This is a genomic window from Variovorax sp. 54 (assembly GCF_002754375.1).
Lineage (GTDB): Bacteria > Pseudomonadota > Gammaproteobacteria > Burkholderiales > Burkholderiaceae_C > Variovorax.
In genome coordinates, this window is the sequence record NZ_PEFF01000001.1 from 3,836,263 (window position 1) to 3,853,917 (window position 17,655).

The following is a 17,655-nucleotide window of genomic DNA, read 5'->3' on the forward strand; positions in this document are numbered from 1 at the left end:
TACGGAGTCCTCCATGAGTGAAATCAGCCGCACCGCCCTCTTCGGCAAACTCAACTCGCTGGCCTACAAGGCTATCGAGGGCGCCACCGTCTTCTGCAAGATGCGCGGCAACCCGTATGTGGAGCTGGAGCACTGGTTCGCCCAGCTGCTGCAGGCACAGGACTCCGACCTGCACCGCGTGATCCAGCACTACGGCCTCGATGTGTCGGTGATCGCCAAGGACATGACGGCCGCGCTCGACCGCCTGCCGCGCGGCGCCACCGCCATCAGCGATTTTTCGCCGCACATCGAGAACGCCATCGAGCGCGCCTGGACCTACGCCACCCTGCAGTTCGGCGAAGCGCAGGTGCGCACCGGCTACATCGTGGTCGCCATGCTGAAAACGCAGAGCCTGCGCAACCCGCTGTTCAATCTCTCGAAGCAGTTCGAGAAGATCAAGGTCGAAGACCTGGCCGACAACTTCCCCAAGATTTGCGACGCCTCGCCCGAAGCGCAGATGCGCGCCCAGGACGGCACTGGCATGGGCAGCGGCACACCCGGCGAAGACTCGGGCGCCATGGCGCCGGCCGCCATGGGCAAGGGTGATGCCCTCAAAAAATTTGCTGTCGACCTCACGGAGAAAGCCAAGAAGGGAGAGATGGACCCGGTGACCGGGCGGGACGAGGAAATCCGCCAGATCGTCGACATCCTCATGCGCCGCCGCCAGAACAACCCGCTGCTCACGGGTGAGGCGGGTGTCGGCAAGACCGCGGTGGTGGAAGGCTTCGCGCAGCGCCTGGCGCGCGGCGATGTGCCGCCGCAACTGAAAGACGTGAAGCTGCTCACGCTCGACATCGGCCTCTTGCAGGCCGGCGCGAGCATGAAGGGCGAATTCGAGCAGCGCCTGCGCCAGGTGATCGACGAGGTGCAGAGCTCGCCGACGCCGATCATCCTGTTCATCGACGAGATCCACACGCTCGTGGGCGCGGGCGGCGCGGCCGGCACCGGCGATGCGGCCAACCTGCTCAAGCCGGCGCTCGCACGCGGCAACCTGCGCACCATCGGCGCGACCACCTGGGCCGAGTACAAGAAGTACATCGAGAAGGACCCGGCACTCACGCGGCGCTTCCAGGTCGTGCAGGTGCCCGAGCCCGACGAGACCAAGGCCATCCTCATGCTGCGCGGCGTGGCCAGCGTGCTCGAGAAGCACCACCGCGTGCAGCTGCTCGACGAGGCCATCGAAGCGGCCGTGAAGCTGTCGCACCGCTACATTCCCGCGCGCCAGTTGCCCGACAAGGCCGTGAGCCTGCTCGACACCGCCTGCGCGCGCGTGGCCGTGAGCCAGCACGCGACGCCGCCTGAAGTGGAAGACTGCATGCGCCGCATCGAAGGGCTCACGGTCGAGCAGGAGATCATCGGCCGCGAGGCCACCATCGGCATCGACGTGACCAAGCGCTCGGCGCAAGTGGAAGCGTTGCTGGTCGAATCGAAGCTGCAGCTCGATGGACTGAATGCGCGCTGGCAGGAAGAGAAAGGGCTGATCGATCGGCTGCTCGAACTGCGCGCCAAGCTGCGGGCCGGGAACAAGCCGGTGGATGCGGCACCGGCCGACGGCGATGCGAACGCCGCCGTGCCCGCCGCGCCAGCGAGCGAAGACCGCGCGGCGCTGCTGGAAGAGCTGCATGCGCTGCAAGCCAAGATCCATGCGGTGCAGGGCGAGTCGCCGCTGATCCTGCCGTCGGTCGACGAGCAGGCCGTTGCCTCCGTCGTCGCCGACTGGACCGGCATTCCCGTCGGCCGCATGGTCAAGAACGAAGTCGAGGCGGTGCTCAAGCTCGCCGACACGCTCAACCAGCGCGTCATCGGCCAGAAGCACGGCCTGGAGATGATCGCGCGTCGCATCCAGACCTCGCGCGCGCGCCTGGACAACCCGCAGAAACCCATCGGCGTCTTCATGCTCTGCGGCACCTCGGGCGTGGGCAAGACCGAGACCGCACTGGCACTGGCCGAGGCGCTGTACGGCGGCGAGCAGAACATCATCACCATCAACATGAGCGAGTTCCAGGAGGCGCACACCGTCTCCACGCTCAAGGGTGCGCCGCCGGGCTACGTGGGCTACGGCGAGGGCGGCATCCTGACCGAGGCCGTGCGCCGCCGCCCCTACAGCGTGGTGCTGCTCGACGAAGTGGAAAAAGCCCACCCCGACGTGCACGAGATCTTCTTCCAGGTCTTCGACAAGGGCTGGATGGAAGACGGCGAGGGCCGCATGATCGATTTCAAGAACACGATCATCCTGCTCACCACCAACGCCGGCAGCGAGCTCGTCATGAGCATGTGCCGCGACCCCGAGCTGCTGCCCGATTCGAACGCGCTGGCCGATGCACTGAAGGCGCCGCTGATGAAGGTGTTCCCGCCCGCGCTGCTGGGCCGCATCGTCACCATTCCCTATTACCCGCTGTCGCCCGACATGATGAAGAAGATCGTGCGGCTGCAGCTGGGCCGCATCAAGAAGCGCGTGGAGACCAACCACGGCGTGCCGTTCGAATACACCGAGGCGGTGATCGAGCAGGTGGTGGCGCGCTGCCAGGACCCGGAGTCGGGCGGGCGCGTGATCGACGCGATCCTCACCAACACGGTGCTGCCCACGATTTCCGTCGAGTACCTGCAACGCCTGGCGTCGGGCGGCGAGATCCGCCGTGTCGCGCTCGACGTGAAGGACGCGGACTTCACCTACGCGTTCGACTGACCGGGCGCCCCGACGACCGGACGCCCCAACCTCCAGAGACACAAGATGGCCGACCTCGAGTTCCGCATCGACAGCGATTCCCCCGCCAACGACGACCTGAAGTTCTGGCGCATCGTCGGGCACGAGGGACTGGCGCGGCCGTCGAGCTACGAGCTCACGGTGCTGTCGGCGCGCGAGGACCTCTCGGCCAGCGACATCCTCGGGCGGGCCTTCGACGTGGTGATCGAGTTCTTCGATGCCGACGAGGGCAAGCACGAACGCCACGCCAAGGGCCATGCCGTGCGCTTCACGCGCATGGCGCAGATCGGGCGCTATTTTGAATACCGCATCAGCCTGCGCTCGTGGTTCTGGCTGCTCACCAAGCGCATCAACTCGCGCATCCTGCAGGACAAGCCGGTGCTCGAGGTGCTCGAGGCGGTGTTCGAAGACAGCCCCATCACCAGCATCAAGAAGACCAACATCGACGGCGTGATCGCCACGCACGACCCGCGCCGCTATTGCGTGCAGTTCCAGGAAAGCGACTTCAGCTTTCTCTCGCGCATCCTGGAAGACGAAGGCATCTACTACTGGTTCGACGCGCACGACACGCCCGGCACCATGTGCCTGTCCGATGCGAGCGACATGGCGCACGCCGCGCTGCCGGTGTCCGGCGTGATGCGCTTCATGCCCAAGGGCGCGGGCGAGGCGCGCTTCAACGAGTTCGAGCAGTGGGTCAGCGCGCGCCAGTTCCAGTCGGGCACTTATGCCTCGCGCGACACCGACTACAAGGCGATCAACCGCGTGCTCAAGCCCACTGCCACGGTGGCCGACGACCACGAGCTCTCGAGCCTCGAGGTCTTCGAGTACCCCGGCGGCTACTTCAAGCCGAAGGAATCCGATGTGGTGGTTTCGCACCGCGCCGACGAGATGATGGCGCGCCGCCAGCTGCATTGGGCGATCACGCACTGGCCCGACGTCGCGGCCGGGCGCAGCTTCACGCTCGAGGGCGACCCCGACGGCACGCGCAACGGCGACTACCTGATCGGCGGCTGCATCTTCGCCGTGACCCACCCGGGCTACGAAGGCCTGGGCCAGGAGGGCGCCTCGCAGCCCGTCGAAGAGGTGCTGCGCGAGGCCATCGCGGCCGACGCGGTGAATGTCGACTGCCTGGCGCCGCTGGTCGAGATGATCCGCAGCACGCCGGCGCTGCGCAACGCCACGCGCGGCACCGGTACCTTCCTGATCACGGCGCTGCCGGCCAAGACCTCGTTCCGCCCGCCGCGGCTCACGCCGCGCGTGACCATGCCGGGCCCGCAAAGCGCCATCGTGGTCGGCGGCAAGGGCAAGGAGCACGACGTGGACGAGATGGGCCGCGTGATGGTGCACTTCCACTGGGACCGCTACGACGAACGCGACGACAAGTCGACCTGCCGCATCCGCGTCTCGCAGCCCTGGGCCGGCAAGGGCTGGGGCGGCTACTTCGCGCCGCGCATCCACCAGGAGGTGATCGTCGACTTCATGAACGGCGACCCCGACCGGCCGATCATCGTGGGGCGGGTCTACAACGACGACCAGCCGATCCCATACAAGTCGGCCACGCAGAGCGGCTTCAAGACGCGCTCCACGCCGGGCGGCGGCAACGCGAACTACAACGAGATCATGTTCGAGGACAAGAAGGGCGAGGAGCTGGTCAACATCCACGCCGAGCGCAACATGTCCCGCTCCGTGGAGGTCGACGACTCGATCACCGTGGGCCACGACCAGAGCATCACGGTGGACAACGACCGCACGGTCCACACCATCGGCAACGAGAAGCGCGAGGTCGACAAGGACCAGCGCAACATCATTCACCAGCACCAGCACACCAACGTGACCTGGTGCCAGTACAACCACATCGGCCAGCACCAGCAGAACATCGTCGGCGACAAGGGCCAGTTCAACCAGATCGCCGGCAAGGTCGACATGATCATCGGCCAGACGCTGAACACCAACGTCACCGGCGCCATGACGCAGTACTCGGCCTCGCTGGCGCTCACCTCGGGCCCCGTGACCCTGGCGGTGGGCACGCTGGGCATCGGCGCCTCGGGCAACATCAGCGTCGCCTCGGCCGCCGACCGCAAGGACACCAGCGGCGGCAGCCACATGATCGCGGCCACCTCGGGCATCAAGATCGTGAGCGCGGGCGACGTCGACCTGATGTCGTACGCGAACATCAACCAGACCTCGACCGGCTCCAACACGACCGTGCTCGGCTCGAACAGCAGCGGCTACCTGGGCATGTCGAACGAAGCCAACATGGGCCTGGCGACCAGCACCTTCCTGGGCCTGCAGATGGGCAACTTCATGGGCGCCTCGATCGACAACGCCCTGGCCATCAGCATGGAGAACTGCGCGGGCCTGCGCATGGGCAACATCGGCGCGCTCGACCTGAGCCTGTCGGCCTTCGACATCGACTCGACCGGCATCAAGGTCGTCAACCCCGGTGCCGGCGGTGGCGCGGCGGCGGGTGCGATGGTGGCGGTGTCGGCACTGGCCGGGCTGGGCGCCGCGGCCATGGGGGTGTCCGGCGTCGCCGCCACGCTGCAGCAATATGCCGACGCGGCCAAGGCGCTGCGCGACACGGCGGCCGAACTCGACGACATGCCGGTGCTGCAAAGCAAGCTGAACGAGATGGCCACGGCGGCCGATCGCCGGCTGGCGCAGGGCCGGGCCGGTGCGGGCGCGGCCATCGGTGCCGTGGCCGGTGCGGCCTACGGCCCGGGCGGCGTGCTGATCGGCGCAGGCATCGGCGCGCTCGCCGGCGATGCCGCGTTGCCGGCCACCGTCGCAACGCCACCGGGCCCGCCAGCCCCGCACGAGGCGGCCAAGGCGGCGCCCACGCAGCCGGCACCACCGACTGCGCCGCCTGCACCCGGCCCGTCGGATGGCGGATCAGGAGGTGGTGGATCGGGAGGCGGATCAGGCGGCGGATCGGGAGGCGGCTGATGCAGGTATACAAGCCGCTGTCGCTGGGGCTGCTCAGTCGCGCGGTCGAGTACCGCAAGCGCTTCGGCCTGTGCCTGAGCGGCTTCCTGCATGTGCCTTTCGAGCAGGGCGACCGCGGGCGGATCTGGGGCGAGCAGTCGCTGTGGAATTTCGTGGCCGGCGAGATGGCGGTGCCGATGCTCGACGAGGGCATTGCCAAGCTCACGCCCGAATTCCTGGTGCACGGCCATGCGTACCCGGGGCCCGAAGCCACGCAGGGTTGCGCTGTGCGCGTGCGCCTGGGCGGCACCGAAAAAACCATCCTCGCTTTCGCCAACCGCTACTGGGACGGCGACACGCCCAAGGCCGTGCCGCCTGCCGCTGTGGAGCCGATTCCGCTGACCTGGGACAAGGCCTACGGCGGCCCCGACTACGCGCTCAATGCGGTGGGCGCGGGGCGTGTCGAGACGCAGGGGCGGCGCTGGCTGCCCAACCTGGAGCTGCCGCGGTCGCGCGTGCTCACGCCGCGCTCCGAAGTCATTCCCGCCGGCTTCGGCCCGCTCGACACCGTGCACCCGCAGCGCGTGACCTACCGCGGCACCTACGACGAAACCTACCTCCAGGCGCATTCGCCGGGCTTTCCGCCGGACCTCGACTGGAAGCATTTCAACCTCGCCCCCAGCGACCAGTGGCTGGCCGCGCCGCTGAAGGGCGACGAGCCCTTTGCGCTGGACAACCTGCATCCCACGCAAAGCCGCATCGAAGGCCGGCTGCCTGCGTTGCGCGTGCGGATGTTCGTCAACTACAACCTCGCCGGCGGCAAGGGCGCGCCGCAGCAGCAGAAGCTGCGCGAAGTGCCGATGCGCCTCACGACCGTCTGGTTCTTTCCGCATGCGCAGCGCATGGTGCTGGTCTTCCACGGCATGGCCGAATGCGCGGAGGACGACGGCAGTGACATCGCCGCCGTGCTCGGCGGCGTGGAGCGCCTGGGCGAAGCGAAGGACGACGCCCACTACGTCGATGTGCTCGCGCGCCGCAGCGACCCGGTGGACGGCGGCATCGAGGCCTTGAACGACACCGACCTGCTGCCGGGCGGCATCGACATGACCGATCCGTCGAGCGAGCAGGTGCAGGAGGCCTTCCAGATGGACGGCCTGCAAGGCGACGCGCAGCGCCGCCGCGCCGAGATGGAAATCCAGCTCGCCCGCGAAGCCGCCGCCGCGCAGGGCAAAGACCCCGATGCGCTGGGCCTGCAGTTGCCGCCGCCGGAAAAAACACCACCCCTGGCCGAACTGCCGGCCTACATCAAGGCCAAGCGCGAGGAAGCGCGGGTGCAGCAGTGGGCCGGCGTCGAGCGCATCGTCGACGAGCTGAAGCGCGCCATGGACCTGGAAGACGCGGGCAAGGTCGACCTGAAGAAGCTCGCGCACCGCGGACCGCCGCGCTACAACGCCGATCGGCACATGGCCGAACTGATGGCCCAGCGCAGCCAGGGCGCCGTGTTCGATGCTGCCGTGGTCGAGCGCAAGCTGGGCCAGCGCGAAGCGGCGGAGCGCGCCACCTACCTGCAAAGCGCCCATCTGCAGCCGCCCGCGTACTCGCTGCAAGGGCAGGCCGCCCTCGACGGCCGCACGCAGCTCAAGTGGATGCTCGACCACGGGCTGCGCAACCTGCCGGGCATCGACCTCACGGGCGCCGACCTGTCGGCCCTCGACCTGCGCGACGTGAACTTCACGGATGCCTGGCTGGAGAGCGCCAACCTGCAGGGCGCCAACGTGTCGGGCGCCTGCTTTGCGCGGGCCGTGCTGGCACACGCGAAGCTCGACAAGGCGGTGGCCATCGGCACCGACTTCACGGCGGCCAACCTCGGGCGCGCCAGCCTGGCCGGCGCCGTGCTCGACGACGCCACGCTGGCCGGCACGATGTTCAGCGGCTGCGACCTGGCGAGCACGCAATTGCGCGGCGCGCGCATCGCGGGGGCGCACCTGCTCGACACCACCTGGGGCGTGGCGGACTGGAGCCGCGTGCAGGGCGCGCAGTCGCTCTTCTACAAGCTGAAGCTGCAGGGGTTGCAGCTCACCGAGGCCGACCTCACGGGCAGCAATTTCATCGAGTGCGACCTGGGCGGCATCGACCTGCGCGGCGCGCGCCTGGGCGCCGCCACCTTTCTCCAATGCAACCTGGCCGGCGCGCGGCTCGAAGGCGCGCAGCTCGACGGCGTCGTGTTCGCCAAGGCCTGTTCGCTAGTGGGCGCCGACCTGTCGCAGGCCAGCCTCAAGAACGCCAACCTGGCCGAGGTCGATCTGCGTGGCGCCAAGCTGGTCAAGGCGCAGCTCACGGGCGCGCACCTGTCGCTGGCCCAGCTCGACGGCTGCGACGCGCGGCTGGCGAACCTCGAAGGCGCGCTGCTGCGCCGCACCGGGTTGGCCCGTGCGCGGCTGGCGGGTGCGAGCTTCAAGGACGCCGTGCTGCAGCATGCCGACCTGCGCAGCGCCGACCTGCGCCAGGCCAACCTGTTCGGCGCCGACCTGTCGCGCACCAAGCTCGACGGCGACGTGCGCTTCGACGGCGCCTTGCTCGAGCGCGTGCGCACCTGGCCGCGCCTGTCGCCCGACCAGCAGGCGCAGTACGCCGCGGAGCGACCGCTGTGAAAGCCGAGACGCTCTCCTTTGCCCTGAGCATGGGCGAACCGGTCGACGGCCTGAACCTGCGCAAGGGCCAGTTCGCCCGCACCTTCCTGGGCGGCGGCGTGTTCACCCAGGCCGACCTGCAGGACGCGGACTTCCGCGAGTCGGACCTGCGCGAGAGCGTGTTCGACCAGTGCACGCTCGACGGCGCGATGTTCAGCGGCGCCAACCTGCGCCGTGCCGTGTTCAACCGCTGCAAGCTCGACCACGCCGACTTTCGCGGCGCGAACCTGCACAACGCCACCTTCAGCGAATGCGCGCTCGCGCACGCCCAGCTGGGGCAGGCCTGGCTCGGCATGGCGACGGTGTCGCGCTGCAAGCTCGACCACGCCAGCCTGGCCGGTGCCGACCTGGAAGCGGCGACGTTCACCGAGACGTCGCTGCTCGACGTGAACGCCGACGACACCCACTGGAAGCACACGACGGTGCTGCAGTGCGACTTCGCGCAGCTGACCTGGGCCCGCGCCCGCATGACGCGCAGTGCCTTCATCCAGAGTGCGATGCCCGGCCGCTCCTTCGTGGGGCTGGTGCTCGACGGCTGCCAGTTCTCTTCGGCGGACCTGAGCGGTGCGGACTTCTCAGGCACATCGATCCAGCAGTGCAACTTCCAGGGTGCGCGGGTCGGCGGCGCCAATTTCTCGCGCGCCCACGGAAGCCACGTGCTGTTCTGCGAGGCGCAGGGCGCACAGGCGAACTTCAGCGGCGCCAAGCTGCGGCAGTCGCTCTTTACGGCGGGCCAGTTCCAGGGCGCGCGCTTCGACGAGGCCGACCTGTACCAGTGCCACTTCGCGAAAGCGCAACTGACGGGCGCCAGTTTGGTAGGGGCCGAGCTGACCTACGCCGATTTCCGCCACGCCGACCTGAGCGGCGCCGACCTGCGCCAGGCCACCTTGCTGCGCGCCTGCCTGCACGGCAGCACCACCGACAACGCCCGCATGACGGACCGCGCCCGCGCGCTCGAAACCGATCCCGAACTGGCCAAGGCCGAACGCTGGGCGGTGGTTGGCTGAAGGCCACGCCGCACCGCTCGCCCGCACCTCACATGCTCCCAGGAGATCTTCCATGACACACAGCAGCAACAGCACCGCCACGGTGCCCCGCAAGCGCACCGTCGACCTCGGCGGCGTGCCGGCCGGGCCGATGCTGGCCCAGCATTGCGTCGGCCTGGTCGTCGCCAGCGACGACGGCGGCTTCACCATCGCCAGCGGGTCGCAGCGCGTGCGCGGCCGGCGGGCCGTCAGCTGCCTGCTCGAGCCCTGCATGGGCGACACCGTGGCCGGCCTGCTGGTGGCACCCGACGAGCTGTGGGTGGTGGCCGTGCTGCAGCGTGAAGACGATGTGGAGAACGTGCTGCGCTGCCAGGGGCCGACGCGGCTGGAGGTCGAGGGCGGCGCGCTCACGCTGGCCGCCGAGCATTTCGCGTTGCGTGCGCAGACCGCCCGAGTCGCCGTGGACGACACGCAATGGGTCGGGCAGAAGCTGCACTTCATCGGCAGCACCATCAAGCTCGTGGGCTCGGTGTTCTCGACGGTCTTCGAGCGGGTGGCGCACTTCAGCAAGAGCCACGTGCGCACCACCGAGGGCATCGACCGCGTGCAGGCGACGCACCTCGAATGCGAGGCGGAGCAACTGGCGCGCATCTCCGGCCAGCACCTGCTGCTGAACGGGCAGGACCTCGTGAAGGCGCGCGGCGGCCAGATCCATTTCGGCTGAGCCGCACCCATCACCGCAACCGGAGTCCGACATGTTCGCCAACTGCCAGATGATGGGCACCGACATGGGCTTTCCCGATGTCTGCATCACGCCGGCTGCGCCGTCGCCCATTCCCGTGCCGTACCCCAACATCGCGATGGGGCCGATGGCGATTCCCAACTGCCCGACCATCCTCCTCATGGGCATGCCGGCACACAACCTGGGCACCACCATTCCGATGACCAACGGCGACAACGCCGGCGTCATGATGGGCGTGGCCTCGGGCACGGTGATGGGGCCGAGCCGTCACCTCACGGCCGCCTTCACCGTGCTCTTTTGCGGCATGCCGGCCACGCGCCTGACCAGCGTCTCGCTGCAGAACAGCACCAACTGCCCCGGCGTGCGCGTCGTGCCGAGCCAGGCGCTGGTGCTGCTGCTGGCGCCGTAGCGGCCCTGAACGGCTCGGTCCCCTTGAAAGGCATACCTCTTCCGGCGAGATTGCCAACGCGGCACCCGAAATGAATACTCCTTCAGCGTTTCCTGGCTTGCCGCATGCAAGCAGCGTTTGGGCGTCGCCCTGAGGGCCGGTTCATGATTCAAATCACTGTTGTCACCCGGCAAGGCCTCCCGGCGGGGCCGCCGATGGCCGCGGAGTTCGGTCCCCACGGCGGAACCATCGGCCGTGCGGAGACCAACACGCTGGTGCTCGACGATCCCGATCGCACCGTGTCGCGCGTGCATGCGCAGGTGCTGTGCCGCGACGGACAGTACGTCGTCATCGACCGCGGCAGCAACCCGATGCAGTGCAACGGCGTGTCGCTGGGCTCCGGCAAGGAGGCCGTGCTGACCGACGGCGCGCGCCTGGTGGTGGGCAGCTTCGAGCTCGCGGTGCGCGTGATGGCTGCGGCGGCGGCGCCGTCTTCGCCACAGGCCATTCCCGACACCATGTTCGGCGGTGCCTCGGCCGCGCCTGCGGCGGCTGCGTCGTCATCGAGCGACGATCCTTTTGCCGATCTGCTGGCGGGCCTCGCACCTGCCGCCGCACCTGCGGCGCCGGCGCCTGCCGCATCTGCTGCGGCATCGGCCGATGCGATGCTGTTCCCCGACCCGATGGCCACCGGCTCGCGCAATGCGCAGGCCGCGCAGATCGATCCCTTCGCCGACCTGCTGGGCGCCGCGCCGTCGGCCGCACCCGCCGCCGGGCTCGGCGCGCTCGACGACTTCTCGGACCTGGGCGCACCGCCCGCGCACGGCAAGGCGGCCAGCATCGATTCGCTGTTCGGCGGCACGGCCGGAGCCGGCGGCATCGGTGGCGATCCGCTTGCGCTGTCGCCGCTGGCCGATCCGCTGCTGCAGCCCAACACCGCGTCGGACGCCGACCCGATGGCCGCCTTCCAACGCACCGCGCCCGCCACGCCGGTGCCGCGTTCCGATCATTTGCCGATCGACCAGTTCGGATTTGCGCCGCCGAAGGCGATCACGCCGCCACCGCCACCACCGCCAGTTGCTGCGCCGCTGTCCAACTTCGACGACATGACGGGCCAGCCGATCCGCATCAGCGGGCCCGAGAACGCCGGCCGTGTCGCGGAGCCGCCACCGCCCCCGCCACCACCGCCTCCCGTGTACGTCGCACCGCCAGCAACCCCGGCAGCCTCGCACACACGCACCGCCTCCGACGACGAACTGCTCGCTGCCTTCCTGCGCGGCCTGGCCAGCACGCACCAGCCGCCCGAGATGCTCACGCCCGGCCTCATGGAGCGCATCGGCGCGATGCTGCGTACGTCCACCGAAGGCACGCTGCAGCTTCTGCTCACGCGCCAGGAGTTCAAGCGCGAGGTGCGCGCCGAGGTCACGATGATCGCGTCGCAGGCCAACAACCCGCTCAAGTTTTCGCCCACGGTCGAGGTCGCGCTGGCGCATCTGCTGGGGCCCGGCGTGCGCGGCTTCATGCCGCCCGAGGCCGCGATGCGCGACGCCTTCGACGACCTGCGCGCGCACCAGTTCGGCGTGATGGTGGGCATGCGCGCGGCGCTGGCCCATGTCATCGGGCGCTTCGAGCCGGCCGAACTCGAGAAGAAGATCAGCGCCAAGACTGCGCTCGACGCGCTCTTTGCCGCCAACCGCAAGGCCAAGCTCTGGGACCAGTTCGTGGCGCTCTACGGCGGCATCGCGAGCGAGGCCGAGGACGACTTCCACAGCCTCTTCGGCAAGGCCTTCCTCGCGGCCTACGAAGAGCAGATGGCGCGCCTCAAGTCCGACACCTGAAGACCCCCAGAACCACCCCAGCACACGCGAGGCACCCCGCTTGGAAATCGAAATCGTCACGCTCTCCCGGCAGGGCGGCCGCACCTACAACGAGGACGTGCACGGACACTGGCACGACGAGCGCTACGTCGCCTGCCTGGTGGCCGACGGCGCGGGCGGCCACGGCGGCGGCGACGTGGCGGCCGCCACGGTGCGCGCCAGCATGCTCGGCGGTTTCTCCACCGCGCCCTCGCTGGACGAGGCCACGCTGCGCGCGCTGGTCGAACGCGCCAACCTCGATGTGGTGGCGCGCCAGGCCGAAGGCGGCAAGCTCGCCGGCATGCGCTCCACGGTGGTGTTCGCGGTGATCGACCTGGAGCGCGAGGCGCTGGCCTGGGTCCACAGCGGCGACAGCCGCGCCTACCTGTTCCGCGGCGGGGCCATCGTGGCGCGCACCACCGACCACAGCCTGGTGCAGCAGATGGTCGCGGGCGGCATGCTCGACGAAGAGGGTGCGCGCCTGCATCCGCAGCGCAACATGCTGCTGTCGGCACTGGGCTCGATCGAGGAGGCGCCCGACATCGCGGTGTCCGACCGCATGCGCCTGGTGCCCGGCGACGTGCTGCTCTTGTGCAGCGACGGCGTGTGGGAGCCGCTGGGCGACGAGTGCCTGGTCGACACGCTGCACGCCTCGCGCACGCCGAGCCAGTGGACCGAGCTGCTCGACGCGCAGATCAAGGCCAATGCCAAGCCCGGCCACGACAACTACACGGCACTGGTGCTGTGGGTGATCCGGGACGACAGCGACGAGACACGGCTACTCACCATCACCGACGAGCAGCCGGCGCCGGGGACTGCAGGCACGGCACCCGGCGACACGCTGCCCTGAGGGCACACAGAAAAAACGCCGCCTTGAAGGCGGCGTTGTCTCGATGCACCGATATCGGCGTCCTCAGGGATTGAAGACCGGCTTCTTCTTCGGTGGGTGGTAGGCGTATTGCGCCGGGACCTTCTTGCGCTGGTGCAGCGCATTGCGCAGCCCGATCGGCGTTTCCGGGTTGTTCGGCAGGTCGCGGTACGAATACACGCCGGTGTCGAGGTCGCCGAAGTGGCAGTACCGCGACAGCAGGGTCAGCGCATAGGGCTCGTGCTGGATCGGGCTGTACGACGATCCGAAGAACGGGTCCATGCGATGGTCCGGCCGCATGCTCCAGGCGTCCGCCGCGCGCAACGTGTCCTGGAAGTGGTCGATGTAGCGCTGCGTCAGCGGACCGTAGCGGCCGTCGACCACCAGTGCTGCCGTATCCCCGGGCGGAAAGTAGCGTTGCGAGCGGCCCTCGCCCGGGTTGCCTTCGTGGTCGAAGTACAGGATGTTGAACAGTGACTGGATCAGCATGACGTCGGCCTGGCCGTTGGTGCCGGTGCCACCCACTGCCCAGTCGAGGTTGTAGGCCGACCCACCCAGCTTGGTGATGTACGTGTGTGCCATGTGTGCTCCTTGGGCTGGCGGGCGCGACCGGGCACCGGGGCCCGGTCCTCGTTGTCGCGCAGCGCCGGAAGGGGACTTATCGGATTTCGGTGGAAGAGGTATTCCAGCCGAACTTCACGTCACCCGTGGTGGCGCCCTTGTCGTTCTGGGCCTTGTAGGCGAACTCGATGTCCTTGTAGCTCACCGCGACGTTTTCCATCACGTCGCCGCCCTGCGAGCCGGCCGGCGCGACGTGGGAGATGAAGACTTCCTTCATCGTGACCTTCAGGTACTCGCCCTGGCCGTCGCCGGCCTTGCGGCAGGTCAGCACGGCGTCCTTGAAATGCTTGCCGCTCACGCAGTTCTTGGCCAGCACCGGCGATGCCTTGTCGAAGGTGTGCACGAAGCTGAAGCTGCCCGGCGTCGCCTTGCCCTTGCCCGAGCCGCCGCCCGAGGAAGCGCCCGAGGCGTTGCTCACGTCCCATGACCAGGACAGGACTTCGATCTCGTCCTTGTGATCCTTGTGGGTGGATTCACCAGTGACGCCGTCGAACTTGATGTGAAAGTCAGAAGACATGTTCCTACTCCTTGGAGCCCGACTGCATGCGGGCAGTTGATGATCGAAACGAAAAAATTGGCTGCCGGTGCCGAGGGGGAAGTCTCGATGTCCGGCAGTTACTCATAGAACGAAACGGAAGCGGGATTTCAAGAAGATTCCGCAGATTTTTTTCAGGCGCCGCCCTTGGCCGTCGGCAGCTTGGACACCAGCCGCAGCGAGACCGTGAGGCCTTCGAGCTGGTAGTGCGGGCGCAGGAAGAACTTGGAGGTGTAGTAGCCCGGGTTGCCCTCGACCTCTTCCACCACCACCTCGGCCGCCGCCAGCGGCTTCTGCGACTTCGTGATCTCCGACGAGTTGGCGGGGTCGCCGTCCACGTAATTCATGATCCACTTGTTGAGCCAGCGCTGCATGTCCTCGCGCTCCTTGAAGCTGCCGACCTTGTCGCGCACGATGCACTTCAGGTAGTGCGCAAAGCGGTTGCAGGCAAAGAGGTAGGGCAGGCGCGCCGCCAGGTTGGCGTTGGCCGTGGCGTCGGGGTCGTCGTACTCGGCCGGCTTGTTCAGCGACTGCGCACCGATGAAGGCGGCGAAGTCGGAGTTCTTGCGGTGGATCATCGACAGCAGGCCGGCCTTGGACAGCTCGGCCTCGCGCCGGTCGCTGATGGCGATCTCGGTGGGGCACTTCTGGTCCACGCCGCCGTCGTCGCTGGGGAAGGTGTGCAGCGGCAGGTTTTCCACCGCGCCGCCCGACTCGATGCCGCGGATGCGCGAACCCCAGCCGTACAGCTTGTACGAGCGGTTGATGTTGGTCGCCATTGCATAGGCGGCATTGGCCCAGGCGTATTTGCTGTGGTCGGCGCCGGCGGTGTCTTCCTCGAAGTCGAACTCTTCCACCGGGTTGGTGTTGGCGCCGTAGGGCGTGCGCGCCAGGAAGCGCGGCATGCACATGCCCAGGTACTTGGAGTCGTCCGACTCGCGCAGGCTGCGCCAGCCGGCGTACTCGGGCGTGGAAAAGATCTTGGTCAGGTCGCGTGGGTTGGCCAGCTCCTGCCACGACTCCATCTGCATGAGGTTGGGGCTGGCGCCGGTGATGAAGGGCGCGTGGGCCGAGGCGGCGATCTTGGCCATCTCGCCGAGCATCTCGACGTCGGGCGGGCTCTGGTCGAAGTGGTAGTCGCCCACCAGCGCGCCGAAGGGTTCGCCGCCGAACTGGCCGTACTCTTCCTCGTAGATCTTCTTGAACATCGGGCTCTGGTCCCAGGCCGCGCCCTTGAACTTCTTGAGGTTCTTGGCCAGCTCGACCTTGGAGATGTCCATCACCCGGATCTTCAGGTTCTCGTCGGTCTCGGTGTTGTTCACCATGTAGTGCAGGCCGCGCCACGCACTCTCGAGCTTCTGGTAGTCGGGGTGGTGGATGATCTTGTTCACCTGATCGGTGAGCTTGGCGTCGATCGCGGCGATCATGGCCTGGATCGACCGGGTCACGTCCTTGCCGATGACGGTGCTGTTGCTCAGCGCCTGCTGCGCCAGCGTGAGCACGGCGGCTTCGACGGCGCTCTTGGCTTCGTCGCTGCGCGGCTTGAATTCTTTTTGCAGCAGCGACGAAAAGTCGCTTCCCGCATACGCAACGTCTTTCAGTGCGCTCTGCTCGAGTGCGTCGGCCATGATGGTTTCTCCTCGTGTACCGGTGTGTGTCTGTCAGGAAATCGGAAGGCGGGGGTGAGGCTCAGGCGGCGGCGTCGCCGTCCTCGGGCTTCTTGCTGGCGGCCAGCGTCTGCAGCAGGGCCGGGTCTTCGAGCACCTTGGCCAGCAGGTCTTCGGCGCCGCCCTTGCCGTCCATGTAGGTCACCAGGTTCGACAGCTGCGTGCGCGCTTCGAGCAGCTTGTTCAGCGCGCCCACCTTGCGGGCCACGGCGGCGGGCGAAAAATCTTCCATGCTGTCGAAGGTGAGCTCCACCTTGAGGTCGCCCTCGCCGGTGAGCGAGTTCTCGACCGCGAAGGCGGCGCGCGGTTTCATGGCCTTCATGCGGGCGTCGAAGTTGTCGACGTCGAACTCGAGGAACTTGCGGTCGGCCACGGCGGCGAGCGGGTCGGCGGGCTTGCCCGACAGGTCGGCCAGCACGCCCATCACGAAGGGCAGCTGGATCTTTTTCTCGGCGCCGTACAGCTCGACGTCGTACTCGATCTGGACCCGGGGCGCGCGGTTGCGTGCGATGAATTTCTGACTGCTCTTGGCCATGGCGATGCTCCTTGCGGGAATGAAGGGGAACGGGTGGAAACGGGGGCGGTCATTCGGACTGGCGTTTGCCCGTCACGGTCTCGATGGTGTCCATCGCGCCGGGCGCGAGGTTGGCCATGATGTCCAGGAAGCTCACGCCGATGAGCTTCTTGGCGCGTTCGATCAGCAGCGGCGCGGGGTTGCCGGGCTCGGCCTGTTCGAGGTAGCGGATCACGCGGTCGAGCATCTGCACCGCGTCCTGGCGGTTCTGGATCTCGCCGCGCGCTGCGGGCGGGCGGGTGGCGTTGCCGGCGGGTGCGTCGCCGTCTGCGGCGGCTGCCTCATCGACAGACGCTTCGGGCGCGCCGGCTGCCGCCGTGCAGGCCTTGGCGACCGTGCGCGACACGGTGCGCAGCGTGCCGAGGTCCACCGCATCGGTGCGGCCGGTGCGCTCGCCCAGCAGCTTCTGCAGTCGGTCGAGCAGCGCGGGAAGGCCGATGGCAGCCTGCAGCTGTTCGGGGTTCGCCGCGTGCAGGGCCTCGAGCCCGCCATGCACCTGCGCGGACGAGTAGGTGGCCTCGCCGCCGACGGCGTTGAGCACGCCGTGCGCAATCGCGATGTCGCGCACGCGGATCGGGCCCACGCCGGGCGCGTTGCCCACCAGGGCGTCGTACAGGTCGCGCAACACCATGCTTTCGTCGCCCAGCGGTGCGAGCGCGTTCAGGCGCATGGTGGGGTCGTTGTCGTCGTCCGCATCCAGCTTTGGATGTATGCCGTCCCAGAAGGTGTCGAGCAGCGAGGTGAGCAGTTGCAGGCCGGTGGCGAAGCCGACGGTGCCTTGCAGGCGCGTGGCGCCGCGCAGCAGCAGCACGGCGGCGCGCACGTCCTTGCTGCGGCGCAGTTGCGCATCGGCGCGTTCGGCCACGTTGCGCCAGTCGGGTTCGACGGCGGGGATCACGGTGTCGCCGAACTGCTGTTCGGCCTTGCCCTGCGCCGCAGCGGTGAGCGCCATGAAGTCCGCGTCGTACTCCAGGTCGTCCCCGCAAGGCGAGGCCTCGCCGATGGGCGTGAGCAGTGCGTCGACGAGTTGTGGAGTCAGCATGTTGCCTGTTCGAGTTCG

Annotated in this window: 13 protein-coding genes; 8 read left to right on the top strand and 5 right to left on the bottom strand. The window is 68.2% G+C overall.

Going from position 1 to position 17,655, the window contains the following annotated elements; genetic code table 11:
- Positions 1-13 precede the first annotated feature (13 nt).
- The 8 genes from tssH to CLU95_RS17780 all read left to right on the top strand — a co-directional run bounded on the left by tssH (position 14) and on the right by CLU95_RS17780 (position 13,180).
- The gene (gene tssH / locus CLU95_RS17745) at positions 14-2,725 is read left to right on the top strand and encodes a type VI secretion system ATPase TssH (protein ID WP_099794827.1); all 2,712 of its coding nucleotides are present in this window, start codon (positions 14-16) and stop codon (positions 2,723-2,725) included.
- Positions 2,726-2,770: 45 nt separating this feature from the next.
- Positions 2,771-5,689, top strand: a complete 2,919-nt coding sequence (locus CLU95_RS17750) for a type VI secretion system Vgr family protein (protein WP_099794828.1) — start codon at positions 2,771-2,773, stop codon at positions 5,687-5,689.
- Positions 5,689-8,319: a DUF2169 family type VI secretion system accessory protein gene (locus CLU95_RS17755; RefSeq protein ID WP_099794829.1), complete on the top strand. Its 2,631-nt coding sequence runs from the start codon at positions 5,689-5,691 to the stop codon at positions 8,317-8,319. The genes CLU95_RS17750 and CLU95_RS17755 overlap by 1 nt, the downstream gene beginning before the upstream one ends.
- A complete protein-coding gene (locus tag CLU95_RS17760) occupies positions 8,316-9,365 on the top strand; it encodes a pentapeptide repeat-containing protein (protein ID WP_099794830.1) in 1,050 nt (349 codons plus the stop codon). The genes CLU95_RS17755 and CLU95_RS17760 overlap by 4 nt, the downstream gene beginning before the upstream one ends.
- Positions 9,366-9,417: 52 nt before the next feature.
- Positions 9,418-10,068, top strand: a complete 651-nt coding sequence (locus CLU95_RS17765) for a DUF3540 domain-containing protein (RefSeq protein ID WP_099794831.1) — start codon at positions 9,418-9,420, stop codon at positions 10,066-10,068.
- 31 nt (positions 10,069-10,099) lie between these two features.
- Positions 10,100-10,495, top strand: a complete 396-nt coding sequence (locus CLU95_RS17770) for a DUF4150 domain-containing protein (RefSeq protein ID WP_099794832.1) — start codon at positions 10,100-10,102, stop codon at positions 10,493-10,495.
- A gap of 143 nt (positions 10,496-10,638) precedes the next feature.
- A complete protein-coding gene (gene tagH / locus CLU95_RS17775) occupies positions 10,639-12,312 on the top strand; it encodes a type VI secretion system-associated FHA domain protein TagH (protein WP_099794833.1) in 1,674 nt (557 codons plus the stop codon).
- A 40-nt stretch (positions 12,313-12,352) separates the two neighbouring features.
- Positions 12,353-13,180 (top strand): PP2C family protein-serine/threonine phosphatase, encoded by an 828-nt coding sequence (locus CLU95_RS17780; protein ID WP_257214656.1) that lies wholly within the window; start codon positions 12,353-12,355, stop codon positions 13,178-13,180.
- Positions 13,181-13,243: 63 nt separating this feature from the next.
- On the opposite strand, the gene CLU95_RS17785 is transcribed toward CLU95_RS17780, so the two are convergent.
- The 5 genes from CLU95_RS17785 to tssA all read right to left on the bottom strand — a co-directional run bounded on the left by CLU95_RS17785 (position 13,244) and on the right by tssA (position 17,637).
- Positions 13,244-13,780: a hypothetical protein gene (locus CLU95_RS17785; protein ID WP_099794834.1), complete on the bottom strand. Its 537-nt coding sequence runs from the start codon at positions 13,778-13,780 to the stop codon at positions 13,244-13,246.
- A 76-nt stretch (positions 13,781-13,856) separates the two neighbouring features.
- Positions 13,857-14,336 (bottom strand): Hcp family type VI secretion system effector, encoded by a 480-nt coding sequence (locus tag CLU95_RS17790; RefSeq protein ID WP_099794835.1) that lies wholly within the window; start codon positions 14,334-14,336, stop codon positions 13,857-13,859.
- A gap of 152 nt (positions 14,337-14,488) precedes the next feature.
- On the bottom strand, positions 14,489-15,982 hold the full coding sequence (gene tssC, locus CLU95_RS17795) for a type VI secretion system contractile sheath large subunit (RefSeq protein ID WP_099794836.1): 1,494 nt from the start codon (positions 15,980-15,982) through the stop codon (positions 14,489-14,491).
- A gap of 61 nt (positions 15,983-16,043) precedes the next feature.
- Complete coding sequence (tssB, locus tag CLU95_RS17800) at positions 16,044-16,556, bottom strand: type VI secretion system contractile sheath small subunit (RefSeq protein ID WP_099794837.1); 513 nt, start codon at positions 16,554-16,556, stop codon at positions 16,044-16,046.
- A gap of 49 nt (positions 16,557-16,605) precedes the next feature.
- The gene (gene tssA / locus CLU95_RS17805) at positions 16,606-17,637 is read right to left on the bottom strand and encodes a type VI secretion system protein TssA (protein WP_099794838.1); all 1,032 of its coding nucleotides are present in this window, start codon (positions 17,635-17,637) and stop codon (positions 16,606-16,608) included.
- Between the last annotated feature and the right edge of the window lie 18 nt (positions 17,638-17,655).